13 protein-coding genes are annotated in these 16,054 nt (G+C 45.7%); 4 read left to right on the plus strand and 9 right to left on the minus strand.

Annotation, left to right across the window (positions count from 1 at the left end):
- Together ABNK31_RS16275 and ABNK31_RS16280 are read left to right on the plus strand one after the other, a co-directional pair.
- A complete protein-coding gene (locus tag ABNK31_RS16275) occupies window positions 1-1,986 on the plus strand; it encodes a peptide MFS transporter (protein WP_418893479.1) in 1,986 nt (661 codons plus the stop codon).
- 16 nt (window positions 1,987-2,002) lie between these two features.
- Entirely contained in the window at window positions 2,003-2,131 is a 129-nt protein-coding gene (locus ABNK31_RS16280; protein WP_418893480.1) for a hypothetical protein, read from the plus strand.
- Window positions 2,132-2,133: 2 nt separating this feature from the next.
- Here the strand turns inward: ABNK31_RS16280 and ABNK31_RS16285 are convergent, their stop codons facing one another.
- The 7 genes from ABNK31_RS16285 to ABNK31_RS16315 all read right to left on the minus strand — a co-directional run bounded on the left by ABNK31_RS16285 (window position 2,134) and on the right by ABNK31_RS16315 (window position 10,693).
- Window positions 2,134-2,562 carry a hypothetical protein gene (locus tag ABNK31_RS16285; protein WP_418893481.1) on the minus strand — a complete coding sequence of 143 codons (429 nt, stop codon included), beginning with the start codon at window positions 2,560-2,562 and terminating at the stop codon, window positions 2,134-2,136.
- A 17-nt stretch (window positions 2,563-2,579) separates the two neighbouring features.
- Window positions 2,580-3,830: a hypothetical protein gene (locus ABNK31_RS16290; protein ID WP_418893482.1), complete on the minus strand. Its 1,251-nt coding sequence runs from the start codon at window positions 3,828-3,830 to the stop codon at window positions 2,580-2,582.
- Window positions 3,831-3,855: 25 nt separating this feature from the next.
- A complete protein-coding gene (locus ABNK31_RS16295; RefSeq protein WP_418893483.1) occupies window positions 3,856-6,009 on the minus strand; it encodes a TonB-dependent receptor plug domain-containing protein in 2,154 nt (717 codons plus the stop codon).
- Between the two features lie 10 nt (window positions 6,010-6,019).
- Window positions 6,020-6,883 carry a ferric reductase-like transmembrane domain-containing protein gene (locus tag ABNK31_RS16300; protein WP_418893484.1) on the minus strand — a complete coding sequence of 288 codons (864 nt, stop codon included), beginning with the start codon at window positions 6,881-6,883 and terminating at the stop codon, window positions 6,020-6,022.
- Between the two features lie 168 nt (window positions 6,884-7,051).
- Window positions 7,052-8,065: a helix-turn-helix transcriptional regulator gene (locus ABNK31_RS16305; RefSeq protein WP_418893485.1), complete on the minus strand. Its 1,014-nt coding sequence runs from the start codon at window positions 8,063-8,065 to the stop codon at window positions 7,052-7,054.
- A 273-nt stretch (window positions 8,066-8,338) separates the two neighbouring features.
- Window positions 8,339-9,046, minus strand: coding sequence for a hypothetical protein (locus ABNK31_RS16310; RefSeq protein WP_418893486.1), 708 nt, complete (start codon window positions 9,044-9,046; stop codon window positions 8,339-8,341).
- A gap of 492 nt (window positions 9,047-9,538) precedes the next feature.
- Window positions 9,539-10,693, minus strand: a complete 1,155-nt coding sequence (locus tag ABNK31_RS16315; RefSeq protein WP_418893487.1) for a substrate-binding domain-containing protein — start codon at window positions 10,691-10,693, stop codon at window positions 9,539-9,541.
- A gap of 321 nt (window positions 10,694-11,014) precedes the next feature.
- On the opposite strand from ABNK31_RS16315, the gene dnaE reads away from it, so the two are divergent.
- Together dnaE and trxA are read left to right on the plus strand one after the other, a co-directional pair.
- A complete protein-coding gene (dnaE, locus tag ABNK31_RS16320; RefSeq protein ID WP_418893488.1) occupies window positions 11,015-14,758 on the plus strand; it encodes a DNA polymerase III subunit alpha in 3,744 nt (1,247 codons plus the stop codon).
- A gap of 24 nt (window positions 14,759-14,782) precedes the next feature.
- Window positions 14,783-15,097: a thioredoxin gene (gene trxA / locus ABNK31_RS16325; RefSeq protein ID WP_418893489.1), complete on the plus strand. Its 315-nt coding sequence runs from the start codon at window positions 14,783-14,785 to the stop codon at window positions 15,095-15,097.
- Between the two features lie 93 nt (window positions 15,098-15,190).
- Here trxA and ABNK31_RS16330 read toward each other — a convergent pair whose 3' ends face one another.
- Both ABNK31_RS16330 and ABNK31_RS16335 read right to left on the minus strand, forming a co-directional pair.
- On the minus strand, window positions 15,191-15,412 hold the full coding sequence (locus tag ABNK31_RS16330) for a DUF2795 domain-containing protein (protein ID WP_418893490.1): 222 nt from the start codon (window positions 15,410-15,412) through the stop codon (window positions 15,191-15,193).
- A gap of 55 nt (window positions 15,413-15,467) precedes the next feature.
- Window positions 15,468-16,028 (minus strand): cob(I)yrinic acid a,c-diamide adenosyltransferase, encoded by a 561-nt coding sequence (locus ABNK31_RS16335; RefSeq protein ID WP_418893491.1) that lies wholly within the window; start codon window positions 16,026-16,028, stop codon window positions 15,468-15,470.
- Window positions 16,029-16,054 lie beyond the last annotated feature (26 nt).

The raw sequence follows: 16,054 nt of genomic DNA on the forward strand, positions 1-16,054 counted from the left end.
ATGTTTAAAAATCATCCGAAAGGTCTACTGGTATTAGCTCTCACCAACATGGGGGAGCGATTTGGATATTACACCATGTTGGCTATCCTGACGCTTTATATGCAGGCTAAATTCGGCCTGACGTCTGTTTACACAAGTATTATATACGGCACGTTTTTGGCGCTCGTGTATTTTCTGCCGATTTTCGGAGGCGCATTAGCCGATAAAGTACTGGGCTACGGGAAAACCATTTTACTGGGCACGGTGGTCATGTTTATCGGGTACCTCCTCTTGGCGGTCCCCTTCGAAGGCAATAGCATCGGATTAATTGTCATGTTCATTTCGCTTATTCTCATTGCATTGGGAACAGGTTTCTTCAAAGGAAACCTTCAGGCGCTGGTGGGCAAGTTATATGACGACCCCCGTTATAGTAAAAACAGGGATATTGCGTTCTCCATTTTTTATATGTTTATTAACATCGGCGCTTTCTTTGCTCCCAGCGTAGCCAATACCATCAACAATTCGGTATTGAAATCGGCGGACTTTACCTACGATGCGAATATTCCCAAAAGTTACGTGGCCTTGAACGATGAGGCAAACGCCGTCGATAAAAACACCTTTATCATGCAGAATCTTACCCCCGAGCAACAGGCCTTGGAAGGGAAAGAGTTCGAAGCCGTCCTTCATAAAGCGAAGAAAGATAAAAAGGTGGTATTTGCCGAAGAAATTCAAGACGCCCTTTTTAAATTGAAAGCGGCGGGATTGAATCAATATACGCAATCGAAAAAGATTACCGACCCGGCCCTCACCGTTACGAATGAAGAATATAACCTGCTTCAAAGCCGCGATCCCAACGATGCGGAGGCAAAAGCAGCCGTCGTTGCAAAAGTGAACGACGCCCGGATAACGGATACGTCGCTGGATGGCGGCGCGGATGAAGACGCTTTCGCCCGGAACTTCGGGAAACGCTATGTAAACGAGTCGCTCTCGAGCTCTTACAGTTTAGCCTTCGGCGTCGCGTGTATCAGCCTCATCCTATCTATTTTGATATTCCTTCTTTTCAGAGGGACGTGGAAAGGCTCGGATAAAACGCAAAAACAAAAATTGGAAGAGTCGAAATCGGCGGGTATCGAGATAAAAGAAATGCCTAAGGCAGAAGTAAAAGAGCGGATGCTCGCGCTGTTCCTTGTTTTCTTTGTGGTCATTTTCTTTTGGATGTCGTTCCACCAAAACGGGCTTACAATGACTTTCTTCGCACGCGATTATACCGTCAGTTCGATTACCGCGGGATGGACCATGCTGTTTAACTTAATCCCCCTGCTTTGCCTGATTGTCTTTTTATATGGCGTCTATCTTTCCACCATCGGATTATTGGGAGGAAAGCCGAATAAGAAAACAGGGATTATTCTTACGGTCTTGGGAATTATCGGATTGGCCGCCTACTATTTGACCAACGTAAGCGGTATCGAGGTCATGACCAAAATCACCCCGCAGATATTCCAGCAATTCAACCCGATGTTCATCATCATTCTCACCCCTCTTACCGTGGCGCTCTTCGCCTATTTGGCGCAAAAGGGAAAAGAACCATCGGCTCCGAGGAAAATCGGCATCGGGATGATCCTCGCGGCCATCGGCTTTGTGGTACTGCTGATCGGTTCGATCGGGCTTCCCGCTCCTTCGGAAATATCGGGCGTTTCCGACCGGTTGGTATCGCCTTCATGGTTGATCGGCACTTATTTCGTGTTAACGGTCGCCGAACTCTTTCTCAGTCCCATGGGATTATCCTTCGTTTCGAAAGTCGCTCCTCCGCAATACAGCGGACTCATGCAAGGGGGATGGCTGGCCGCTACGGCTATCGGGAACCTGCTGGTAGGGGTTATGGGAACGTTCTGGGATAAAATGTCGCTGTTGGCATTCTGGGGCGTCCTGATTGCCTGCTGTATCCTCTCGGCCGTGTTCATCTTTTCGATTATGAAACGGCTCGAAAAAGCGACCGGCGACGCATAAGGCGTTTTTATAAAAAATGAATAGGATTATCCGCAAAGCGCGCCAAATTCCTTTTTTAACACCACCCTCGTCCCCTTTGGTAAAGGGGACGAAGGTGGTACGACCGGAGGAGTTCAGTTTAGGCCGCTTCGCGGATAATCATTAAAATTAATGGACGGACGGTTTTTGTTTCCGATCTTTTCCGGATCTGACAGACCTCCACAATGTAAACGAGAGCAGGAGATTCATGACAAGAATAAACAGCAACAATACCGTTTGAGCAAGGTCAAACACTTCTTCTGCTGCGGTTTGCCCGAAATGGACAGCATTCAGGCATAAAAGCAGGATACTCCACACAAAAGATGCCCATAGGAACCCTTTCTTGAAAAAATTCAAGCTCAGCACAGCCAGAATAAAAGGCATAATAGACACCAATACCGTAAATATTTGAACGCTCACCGGCATGATGCCGGCAGTATTTGCTATCAGCATGTCTTTCCCGTAATAAATTTCAGACAGGTGTAATAAGTTATGTAAGATAAAACAAATACCTATCAATGCCCAATAGAAAATAATTTTAATTCTTGATTGTATCATATTCATTTAGTTGAATTTTATTCTTGCTTTTTTATGAGTTTGGCGAACCCCCACACAATACCTCCCGAAGCGACATTGAAAGCCCGGGTTGCCGTATTATTGTCTCCCAACACATAATAGCCGTTCTGATCGTCGTTGTTGACTACGCGGAAATAGACTTTGCCGTCGATAGCCATGATGCTCTGCCCGCATTGGAATGTGTAGGTTGTTTGCGGCACCCCGGCTATTTTTGTTGCTCCGGCGGATGGGTTTTCTTTATCAAACACATAATAATCGTAAATCGCATCCGTCAGGAGTCCCCTGTACGAAAGGGGCTTCGACCCTATCTGCGTATACAGTTTACCGTTGTCGACACACACCGTGCCGAAACTCGTCCCTTGGGTCAAGTCATCCGCTTTTATAATCCAGTTTTTATCAAAACCGGTTTCTCCTTTTTTGATACGCACAATGGCCGAGCCGCCGGCTCCCGTAGCGCCGAATCCGTGTGAACAAAAATATAATGCGCCGTCATCGCCCAAACTCCACATAGGATTCTCATTCGATGGATAACCGATGTGGTTGATATTCTCGTTGCGAATGGATTTTTCATACTTTCCGGTAGCCACATCAATAACGGCTAATTCGACAAATCCCAGAGGCGTGTTTTGAAAAAAATTCCCTTTTATATCGGTTGTATTATAAAATACATCGGCATACAGTTTACCGTCTTTTGAGGCAAGAATATTCGTCCCGACGTCCTGATAAGGGTATTTTTCATTCCGAAGTCCGGAAAGGTCGATTTCTCCCGTACGCAGCATGGTGGAGGGATTAAACTTCTGTATTTTCAACAAGCCCCTGTCCAAGTCAATATAAAAACCGGTCGATTCGTCATGGATATAGTAGTTGGAATTTTCTCCGGACGTAATCCGTCCGCTTTCTTCCATATTCCCCGACGCGTTTACGGCATATCGGATAATTTCGTCTTTTCCTTGGCTCGCCAAACTTGTTCTTTTAAATACCCATGGACTGTAATATCTCATGCCGTTTGTCTGCATTGCCAAAGAGCCAGCCTGGACATTATCGATTGTACCGGAAGGTACTTCCGAGTAGGTTGTTATATAGCCGGCATAAGGAGATGAGGTCATATCGCCGGTCAGTAGCGCATAATAACTCTTCCCTTCGTCCTCCACCACCGGGTCGTTTTTGTCGTCGGAACAGGAGGAGAACATTGCTCCTGCCATCATCCATAAGAAAAATCCTAACGTTCTGAATCGAATATATTCTTTCATAATCTAAAAATTTTAAATTGTTTATTTATAGGGTGTAATTTAATTTTATGTAAAAACTCCGTCCTGCATTTTGTATGCGGTAATTATCATAAATCTCCGCATCAAACAGGTTTTTAACTTCCATTCCTACCGCAAAGCCTCTGTTCCTGTCCGCCCACCACGAACAGCCGATGGTGTGCAGGCTTTGATCGGGAATGGTGAGGGATTCGACGTTTACGCTCGGTTTTCCCCACAAGCCCAGAAATCCATCCGGCTCGTACGGCCTCGGAATATAATTGAGGTAATACGCTCTTACAAATCCGTAATTCCAATAGAAAGAAATGCGGTCTTTTTTCCTTATCAGGTTTTGAAATTCGGCGTTAACGCCCAAATTAGCAAAGAAGAAAGGCGTATTTCGTAAGCGGGCCCCTTCGTAAGCCACATCATTCTGCCCGAAAAGGCGAAAATCCTGATAAGTAAGATTACCGTTCACTTTCAACCACGGCAAAACGGAATAAGCCGCATCTAATTCAAGCCCGACACCTTTCACTTTATTCACGTTCTGATATTTGCCGAACAGGCCGGTATTGATAAGCAGAATAAGGTCATACGTGCGGCGGTAAAACAAATTGGATTCCACCGTAAACGAGGAGGTGGAATAATATCCTCCCAGGTTAATGTTGTAACTGCGTTCGGATGAAAGGGAAAAATTAGACTCGACAAATCCTCCGTCGCCAAAAACTTCCGACTGTTCGGGTAAACGAACGGTGGTTTCGCCCGACAAACGCACATACGCATTACCGGAAAAGGAATATTTAAGCGCATCGCCGAATCCCCAACGATCGATAAAATTTTCCTCCCATCCTTCCTCTTGGGTGGCGTATGAGCCTTCATTCCCTTTTGTGGCGGAATGAAAGTATTTGACCAGAATATCGTTCGATAACCGACCGTCAAAGAAATAGGATTTCACGCCCCCTGCCACGACCAGTTTGTTGTATTTTGCCGGAACGGACAATACATCCAAACCCGACTGGGGAAATTTGTCGCCCAAAGGGTTAGACCCCGTTCTTGTTACCTGGCTATATACCATGTTGGCTTCTGCGGTATGATAATAATTGAGCGGAACCGAGATATTGCTTCGCGATATAAAATTCTCATATTTCAACTTTGTAAGGCTTCCTTCCGTCGTGGCTTCTCCTTTTCTGGAAGGGATATGCGTAAAATGGCCGTACCAGTCATAAATACCCTGAACGGTATCGGTATAGTTTCCGTACAGATGATTGTAAACAACGAATTGGTCAAACTTTACTTTATTGTCCCAAAAGTTTTTCCTGTACCTTACTGTCGGTATAAAGGAGTGACTCCCGCTCACCACACCGCCAAAAGGACGGTCCATGGTTATGCCGTAGTTATTGTCGCGTTTTAAATCGAAATAAGTCAATCCGATACGCAACTCATCGGCCCAAGGCCGATTGATTATCCCGGCAAAAACTTCCGTATAAAAACTGGAGAAACGATTGTGGAATAACGGTCGTTTTTCCCTGTGTTTAACCGCCGTTTCAGAATCGACAATCGACACAGATGCCTGATAGTCGTTGTCGGAATAGTTATAGAAAATATCCGCTCCGGCAAAAAATCGTTCCTCGGCATCTTTCCAAAGGCCATGAACGGACACGCGGTGTGTATTAAACGAACCGTATTGGTAGGAAAAATCCCACCGGTTACTCCTTTCATCTTGTTTTGTAACCATATTGACCGCGCCTCCCAAAGCGTCAGCTCCTAACGATATGGGCAACATTCCTTTATAGACTTCAATCCGTTCCACCATATTGACCGGGACAATGGAAAAGCTGAATGCCCAGCCCAGATAGTCCATCGGTATGCCGTCCTTGAAATATTTAATGGCCTTCCCTTCAAATCCGTTCAGCATCAGATCGGTATTGGACCCTAATCCTCCCGTCTGCCTTACCCTTATCCCGACCGTACGGTTCATCAGTTCGGTAAGGTTTGCCGGTTGAATATCCAAGCTTTTCGTATCGATAACCGTTGCCTTTATCGCTTGCTGTTCTATTATCTGCGCTTTTGTCAGGGGGGCTTTTACCAAGACCCTATCCAGGTTTACAACTTTCATCGAATCATCCTGCGCACAAATAGTATGAATACAACAAACCCAATATATGCCTAACAGAATATATTTCATCTTTTTATATCTATACGGATACGGTCCTTGTCTTTTTCATCCTGTCCTTTTGTGCTTTTCGAAGCCTGAGAACCAGATAGGAACCGAATACTACGACGGTTGAACTGAGGGCAATCGCCTCTTTCATCAAATACTCGCGACTTCCCATCCCCCCGAGCGGGTTTATTATCCAGCCTGTATGCAACAGAACGGAATGTATAAAAAGAAGGGCATAAAGCAGGTAAGCCCATTTTTGTATTTGTTTCCATTTCCGTCCGCCGAGTTTTTTATGCACGGAATCGAAAGAGGTAATCCACAAGATTAGAAACAAAACAAACAGGATGATGCCTAACAAATATCCGGCATTCGTGATGCTTAACCCTGTTTCGTTCGCCGCCCATTTGTTTTGCGACATATAGGCGGTTTTATCGGAAAAGAACCTCAACGCCTCGGTGAAGTTAGACGCGATCCTAATCAGGGAATGCGTCAGGACGGGAAATCCCGACAGTATCGACAACTCTTTCCGTATGTTCAGTAATTTTTTTACCCAAGGCACTTTCGGATTTAAGGCTCCCACGTACATGATAATGACCAACAGCGGAAATCCGAATTCGACAAAGTGTATGTTGGATACCAATATTTTACCCAATACAGGCGTCTGATATAAATTATATCCGGTAATTTGAAATAACCAGTTGATAGCCTGCAAGAGACTAAGAGACGCAATTATTCCGAAAAACCAATAATAATACTTCGCATGCCTTTTTATTGATTTGGATAATAAAACAAATACGACAGCCCATATAACCAAGGAACTGAGAAGTTCGGCGTAATCTATTACATAACGCAGACCTTCAACGATATAACTGATGCCTTCAACGAATAATTTTATCATATACTTTCCCTCCAAATCCGTTTGGCAAAGATAATCGTAATAATAGGTATTGAAGAACGTGTAAAGGATTATAAAAGACGCAGGAAGGATTTTAATAAATCAACCGGCTAAATAAAAAAATACTGTGATTAAGCGTTTGTTTGAGAATAAGGAAAGGGGCACATCCGTTTATAGAAATCCGGAGGATTTCATTTTTTTCAAATCGCTGGGCAAATAACCGAAATGTCTTTTAAACGCCGCGGTGAAATGGGTCGGGTTTTTGTATCCTACAACGGTTGCTATTTCGCCAATACTCTTATTGTTGTCAAGAATCATCATCCTTTTTCCGTGATTCATTCTTATTTCAAGAAGATATTTGAATACAGTGGTGTCGAACACATCCCGGAAGCCCTTTTTCAGCTTAAACTCGTTCAGGCCGGAGATACGCGCCAGCTCCCTTATGGAATACGGCTTTTCCATATTGCCGGAGATTATCTCGCGCGCGTAATACACTTTTTCGATATCTTCTTTCGACAAAAACGGTGAAGAGCAATGATGAGCGTATTGAGCGCCTTGCTCTATGATTAAGAGCAGCAGCTCGATAACTTTCGATTCGAGATATGCTTTCTTCAACACCCCGGAAAGTTTACATTCGAGAAGTTCCCGCAAGATAAGCGCCATTGCGGGCGTGATAGTCGCATTTTTTGCAAAAACACGCTCTTGCTTATTGGCGATCCCTTTTCCGAAATCCCCTAAAATTTCCAAATCGCCACAAAACAAGTGGTTGATAAAATCAATCGTTAAATCAATTTCAATGCATCTGCGTATTTGATTCTGAGGGGTATATGTCAGCACACCGTTCACAAAAGGATAATAAAAAAAGCTATATCGCCCGTTTAAGGTTTCCATTGCGTTTTGTTTGCCGTTTGTGTCGTAATAGGTCGAGCCGTTTATTTCAAAATGCATTTCCAATTGGTCTTCCATTTTTTCGACCCGGTACTTAAAAACGTCTTTTTGAATGAGATTAACGAAATAGATCGAGACACCGTCTATTATATTGCTTTTGATTTGTCCGCTCGTATGGAATAAAAGAGGATGATTCGTGATCTCCTTGATTTCTTCTTTTACATATTCCTGTGCGACCACCCGTCTATCCGGGTCATTGGAAAACGGACTGTCGCCGATATCGTTGGGTTGAAGCATCTTTCGTTTTGATTTTATTATTCGTTGATTTCTCTGTCATTCAGATTAGCAAAGTTACAGAGCTCAATAACGCGATGCAATACCCAAAAATAGGGATAAAAGGGCCTCGTTCTACTTATTATATGTTACCGCCCTCATCTATTTTTTTCGGCTCTTTTAAGCGTATTTTTCACTTTCTATTCTTGAGGCGGTTTTAAAAAGAAGGTTAAAGGCGAAAAAAAGGCCATCCCAAAAATCTATTTTGAGACAGCCTCCTGATGAATGATTTTATTGTTATTTGGTTTTTTCTTTCTCTTCGTCCTGGTCGCCTCTTCTGGCGGAACGTTTGGCTTGCGCCGCTACTTCGCTGATATCGCTATACAGCTTGTCCCAACCGGATTGTTTGCGCATGCCGGTAAGGAGGGAGTAGTAATCCTTTAGGGCGTCCTCCAGTTTCGGACGAAGGGAGGTCGCCGAGGGATCGCTGCGCAACGACGAGTCGATGGCGCTCTGCTCCAACCTCGTTTTTCCCAAATCGGCGACCGATTTCGTGAATACCGCTACCTCGTCTACCGTCCCGACGGCGGTCACATTCGCCGCGTTCGCTTCGGTATTGATCTGATTGGAAAACGTCAGGAGGGCCAAGTAGGTTTCGGAGGCCGTCTTGGCATATACATTTCCCACAGCCTTGCTCAACAGGTACAATGCTGCCGCCGTTTTCCCTTTTTCCGTATCGGGAAAATCGGTCAGCGATTTGAAGATCTTGTTTAAAGAGCTAAACTGTTTCCGGCTTTTCCGCAAGATAGCCGAAGCTTCCGGCCCAAGGCCGCTAAAAGCGGGATCGAGCACCTTCGAATTATACTCGGGCGCCACCGTTTCCAATGTTTTATATACGGGACTGGCGAGCGCTGCTTCCAATCCGTTCGTTTTAGTCGCTTCCACCGTGGAAGTGCCCAATGCTCCCAACCCTTCGTTGGTTTGTTTACTTAAACTGATTTTCATGTTTTCTTTTTTTTAATTTATGTCATCGAATAACTTGCCGTATACCTCCGGACCGGACTCCATGCGTGTAAACTACTTGACGGATGGTTCCGGATTGTACTTCATACGGATGAAATAGTCTCCGGACCGTTCCGAAATGAATTTCACGCGGATGAAATACTCTTCCGATAGCTCCGAAACGGATTTCATGCGGATAAAATATTAATCGGAGTTCTCCGAAATGAACTTCATGCGGATGAAATAACTTCCGGACATCTCCGGAACGAACTTCACGCGTATGAAATACTTTCCGGAGCCCTCGGGTTGCTAAACCGGGTAATTTATTCTTTCATCTGTTTTTTCGGGTGAAAAAATCAGGGTAAAGATAGGAAGGTCCGGCAAGCCGGGAAAGACAGAATGCGTAAAAAAAATGACAAAATGCGCAGATTTTTGCCGGCTTTATCCGTTAAACGGCCTGAATCCGTTAGATAATCGAGGCGTTAACGGAACGGGTTACTTGTTAAAAAACTTTTTCCGATACTCCACAGGCGTACAACCTTTGTATTTCTTGAACAGGCGGAATAGACTCCGTACATCCTTAAACCCTACCCCCAAGGCAATATCGATCAAATCTTTATCCCACCCCGGCAACAACCGGGCGATATAATCGACCTTTTGTTTCATGATAAACTGATGTACCGATATCCCCATCGCTTTCCGGAATCGTATTTCGAGGGTACGCCGCGAGAGCGGCACTAATTCGGTCAGCCTCTCAACCGACAAACACGAGGCGATATTTTCGTCGATATAATCGATAACTTTTAACACGCAAGGGTCCGTCACCGCATATTTTCCGGTCGATTGCCGCAACTCAATCCGGAGAGGCTCTACGGCAATGGTAAACGGCTCGTTGCTTTTATCCCTGATCAAACGGTGCAGCATTTCTCCGGCTGTATATCCCTCTTTTTCATCATCGATAACGATGGACGAAAGGGGAGGATTGGATAAGTTACAGATAAATTCGTCGTTATCGATGCCCAACAACGACACCTCGTTCGGGATGTCGATCCGGTTCATTTTGCATATCTCCGCCACCTGCAAGGCGAAAATATCGTCGCAGGCGAACACGCCGACGGGTTTGGGAAGCGCCATGAGCCAACGATTCAGATCGATCTGTTTTCCGTCCCCTTCCGCTCCATGCAATTCCTCCGACTCGAAATACGCATAATGCTCCGCGCTTTGTTGTATTTCGCGCCGGAATCCTTCCGCCCGTTGTTTCGACCAAAAGAAATTGTTGTTTCCGTAAAATGCAAAATTCTTAAACCCTTTTTGGATAAAAAACCGTGCCGCCATGCTCCCGGAGTTCGGGTCGCTTCCGGCGATTTTGGAAAACCGGCTGCTTGCTTCCCGGCCATTCTGAATAAATACCGGGATGTCGAGCTTTTCCAGAAACCCGAAATCCTCATATTCCCATTGTACGATAACGGCATCGATGTGCTGCTCGCGGATGCGTTGGAGGATTCCTCCTTCGCCGGATAAGTTCTTGTAATAAGGCGTCAAATAATATAAATTCCAGGGGCCGTTTTCATTCGAATAACGGCTCAACCCGCCCAGGAAACGGCGGCTGAAGCCGGGAGAACAATCGATCAATATCAATATATTTATCATGATGCGTACATTTACGATCCATTCACAAAATTACAGAAAAGTCCGCAGATTATTTATCCGCCCGCCGGGATTATTTTCCGGACGTTTCCCTCCTCTCGAATGGAACATAAAGAGATGTGACTGCCGCAACGGTCCCCTCGGACCACGGGGAATGAGCCGGGAACGGGCGGAGAGGGTGTTTTTTGATACCGCTTCGCGATTCACAAAAACCCATAGATAAAAAAAATCGTTGATAACTTCGGTCTGTTTTATCGAAAACTCCCCTCATTTTTCTTTATATTTGCAGGAAATCGCATCCAAAAGAATTTTACTCGATAACAAATGCAACCATTCGTACACTTACACGTTCACTCTCAATATTCCCTGCTCGACGGCCAGGCCAGCATTCAGCGGCTGGTGGACAAAGCCATGAAAGACGGCATGAAAGCCTTAGCGCTGACCGATCACGGGGCCATGTACGGCATAAAAGAGTTCGTCAACTACGTGTCGAAAAAAAATGCTCCGGTCAATGCGGAAATCAAAAATTTAAGAAAAGAAATCGACTCGCTGAAAGAAAAGGGCGCATCGCCCGAGCAAATCAGTGAACGGCAAGATACCCTCGTCCAAACGCAAAAGAAACTCTTTAAGCCGATCATCGGATGCGAATGTTATGTAGCCCGCCGCAACCGCTTTATGCAATCGGAAAAAATAGACGGCAGCGGCTGGCACTTGGTCGTATTGGCGAAAAACCTGCAAGGATACAAAAACCTGATTAAAATCGTTTCGAAAAGTTGGACGGAAGGTTTTTACTACCGCCCGCGTATCGACAAGGAGTTACTGGAGCAATTTCACGAGGGATTGATTATTTCATCGGCGTGCCTCGGTGGGGAAATATCGCGCAAAATAGATGCCGGACAAATCGATGAAGCCGAAAAAGCCGTGCAATGGTTCAAGGGTATTTTCGGCGACGATTATTACATCGAACTGCAACGGCATAAAACCGATCGCCCGGATGCCGACCAAACGACGTATCCCAAGCAGGAAAAGGTCAATATAGAATTGCTGCGCATCGCCGAAAAATATCAAATAAAAGCGATTGCCAGCAACGACGTCCACTTTGTAAACGAGGAAGATGCCGATGCGCACGACCGCCTCATCTGCCTGAGCACGGGAAAGGATTTCGACGATCCCAACCGGATGCGATACACCAAACAGGAATGGCTTAAGACTACGCAGGAAATGAACGCCATTTTCCCGGATCATCCCCAAATACTCTCCAACACGTTGGAAGTTGCCGACAAAGTGGAGTTCTATTCCATCGACAGCCCCCCGATGATGCCTTTTTATCCCATCGACGATTCATTCGGAACGGAAGAAGGCTATAAGGCCAAATATCCGGAAGAAGAGCTGAAAAAGGAATTCGGAGAAAACATTTTCCATCGCCTCGGCGGATATAATAAGGTGGTCCGTATCAAACTCGAGGCCGACTACCTGACGCATTTAACCCTGCAAGGCGCCCGGAAGCGGTACGGCGAAAACATGTCGGACGACATCAAAGAGCGCTTGGATTTTGAATTGAACACGATCAAGAACATGGGGTTCCCCGGATATTTCCTCATCGTTCAAGACTTTATCAACGCCGCCCGAGGAATGGACGTGGCGGTTGGCCCGGGGCGCGGATCGGCCGCAGGATCGGCGGTGGCTTACTGCCTGGGGATCACCGACATCGATCCGCTGAAATATGACTTGCTGTTCGAGCGGTTCCTCAACCCCGACCGTATATCCATGCCCGATATCGACATCGACTTCGACGACGAAGGCCGCGGCCGCGTGCTTCGGTGGGTGATCGATAAATACGGAAGCGAAAAAGTGGCCAATATCATTACCTACGGCACGATGGCGACGAAATCAGCTATTCGCGATGTGGCGCGCGTCCACAAGTTGCCGCTCTCCGAATCGGACCGGCTGGCCAAACTCGTTCCCGACCGGATTCCCAATGTGAAAAAGATTACGCTGGGCGAAGCCATCAAATATGTTCCCGAACTCAATGAAGCGGCCAACAGCAGCGATCCGCTGATAAAAAACACGCTCAAATACGCGCGGATGCTCGAAGGAAACGTCCGCAGCACGGGCGTGCATGCCTGCGGGGTGATTATCGGCCAAACCGACATCTCGAATGTGGTGCCTATCAGTACCGCGGAGGATAAAGAGACGAAAGAGAAACTTTTGGTTACCCAATATGAAGGCTCGGTGATTGAAGAGACGGGGCTTATCAAAATGGACTTCCTCGGGCTCAAAACCTTGTCGATTATCAAAGACGCGGTTAAGAACATTCAGGCGACCACGGGCAAAAAGATCGATATGAGCGCCATCCCTATGGACGACACCAAAACCTATCAACTATATAGTGACGGAAAGACCACCGGCACGTTCCAGTTTGAATCGGCGGGGATGCAAAAGTATCTGAAAGAATTGCAGCCTACGAAGTTCGAAGATTTAATTGCGATGAACGCGCTCTACCGACCGGGCCCGATGGACTACATTCCTTCTTTCATCGCCCGTAAGCACGGCAGGGAAGAAATCTCTTACGACATCCCCGTCATGGAGAAATACCTCAGCGAGACGTACGGCATTACCGTGTACCAGGAACAGGTGATGCTTCTGTCGAGATTGTTGGCGAATTTCACCCGGGGGCAGTCGGACGAGTTGCGTAAAGCCATGGGAAAGAAACTCATCGACAAGATGAATTCCTTGAAGGAGAAGTTCCTCGCGGGAGGAAAACAAAACGGATATCAGGAAAAGGTTTTGGATAAGATCTGGCACGACTGGGAGAAGTTCGCTTCGTATGCCTTTAACAAGTCGCATGCCACCTGCTATTCATGGGTCGCCTATCAAACCGCCTGGCTGAAGGCCAACTATCCGTCGGAATACATGGCTTCGGTGCTTTCCAACAACCTGAACAACATCACGGAGATCACCAAATTCATGGACGAATGCAAAGCCATGGGGATCAGTGTGCTCTCTCCCGATGTAAACGAGTCGTTTACGAACTTCTCGGTCAACAAAAAGGGGGATATCCGCTTTGGGTTGGGGGCTATCAAGAACGTCAGGCAGGGCGCCATCGCCGACATAGTGGAGGAGCGTACCAAAAACGGGGCGTTTAATGATATTTTCGACTTTGTGGAAAGGGTCAACCTTTTCTCCTGTAATAAGAAAACGATCGAGGCCTTGGCTTTAGCCGGAGCATTCGACTCCTTTTCCGGAGTCAGAAGAGAACATTTTCTGGCGCAGAACAGCAAGGGCGAAGATTTTATCGATACCCTCATCCGGTACGGGAGTAAATATCAACAGGATAAAAATGAAGCGGTCAATTCCTTGTTCGGCGACGACACATCTTTCCAAATCGCCCGTCCCGAAGTGCCTAAGACCGACCGCTGGTCCGATCTCGAGAAATTAAACAAAGAGCGCGAGCTTATCGGCATTTACTTATCGGCGCATCCGTTGGATGATTATGAATTTATCCTGAACTATATCTGTACCGCCGACACGTTGAAGTTGAATGACTTGGAATCGTTAAACGGAAAGGATATCACCTTCGGCGGAATCATTACGGCCGTGCGGGAAGGTCAAACGAAGCGGGGATCGCCTTACACGATTTTTAAAATTGAAGATTATCAGGGAAGTTTCGAAATGCCGCTTTTCGGCGAGGAGAGTGTGAATTTCGGCCGCTATGCCAGAGTTGGCTTGTCGGTTTACCTCACCGCAAGAGTGCAACCGAAGCGTTATCGTCCGGAGGAACTGGAAGTGAAGATCGCGTCCATTCAACTTCTGTCTGACGTAAAGGACAAACTGGTTTCGAAAATCACCTTACAAATTCCCCTTAGCGAAATAAACGATGCGACGGTGAACGAATTATCGGCGCTTATAAAAAACAATTCGGGAAATTCATTGTTATATTTCCAGATTATAGGCGAAGATTCAAAAATGAGCGTCCAACTTTTTTCACGGGTTACCCGCATTCAAGTAGACAAACGGCTTATTGATTATCTGAAGAATAATTTATTTATAGACTTTAGGATTAACTAATTAAAACAATAAAATATATTGATTATGGCTCTTCAAATTACAGACGCAACAGTGGATGAAATTTTAAAAACGGATAAATTGGTGGTGATTGACTTTTGGGCGGAATGGTGCGGCCCTTGTAAAATGATCGGACCGATTATCGAAGAAATAAGTTCGGAATACGGTGACAAAATCGTGGTAGGCAAAGTGGATGTCGACAACAATGACGACCTCACTTCCCAATACGGCATACGGAACATTCCCACCGTTCTTTTCATTAAAGGAGGAAACGTGGTGGATAAGTTGGTAGGCGCGGCCCCCAAATCGACCTTTACGGATAAAATCAATAAATTGATATAAGGGATTCCTCTTGTAAAGAACAGCTTTTAGGAAAAAACCATCCGGACTCGTCCGGATGGTTTTTTGTTTTATTCGCTTAATCCCCCTGATTATTTAATATTCATCCTCATTAAAGAAAAAATCTTCTTTACTTGGATAGTCGGGCCAAATATCTTCAATCGACTCGAATATCTCCGCATCTTCTTCTATTTCCTGTAGATTTTCAATCACTTCAAGGGGAGCCCCCGAACGTTGTGCATAATCTATCAACTCATCTTTTGTCGCGGGCCAAGGAGCATCCTCTAATTTAGAAGCTAATTCAAGTGTCCAATACATAGTTCGTCCTTTATGATGTTATTATTTGATTTTTTCGCAAATGTATAAAAACTTTTTATATGTTATCCTGCTCCCAATATATTTCTTTTGCCGAAGATTGACTTTCTTTTCTTGCCAACACGAAAAAATAGTCGGAAAGCCGGTTTAAAAAGATTAATACCAAATCCGAAATCGGGTAATCTTCCGCCACACGATACACATTGCGTTCCGCCCTGCGGGTTATCGTCCTGCAAATATGGGCTCTGGAAGCCGATTCGCTTCCTCCCGGCAACACAAAACGGGTCAACCGCGGAAGCTCGCTGTCCAGCTTATCGATTTGCTCTTCGATACGTGCCACATTCTCCCGGGTAATGATGCTGGCCGCTTTGGGTTCTATCTGCTCGGTTTCGGTAGCCAGATAAGAGCCTACCGTAAAAAGCTTATGCTGGATAAATAAAAGGAAGTTCCGCGTCTCTTCGTCCTGAATGCTGCCATTGAGCCAGCCGATGAAGCTGTTCAACTCATCCACCGTACCGTAAGCCTCCAACCGGATATGCGTTTTGGAAACCCGTGTACCGCCGACTAAAGAGGTTTTGCCCTTATCGCCTGTTTTTGTATATACTAAACTCTTTTTCATCGTTTTAAATGAGATTTTATTTTAAG

Source organism: Limibacterium fermenti (genome assembly GCF_041902845.1).
GTDB lineage: Bacteria > Bacteroidota > Bacteroidia > Bacteroidales > Dysgonomonadaceae > Limibacterium > Limibacterium fermenti.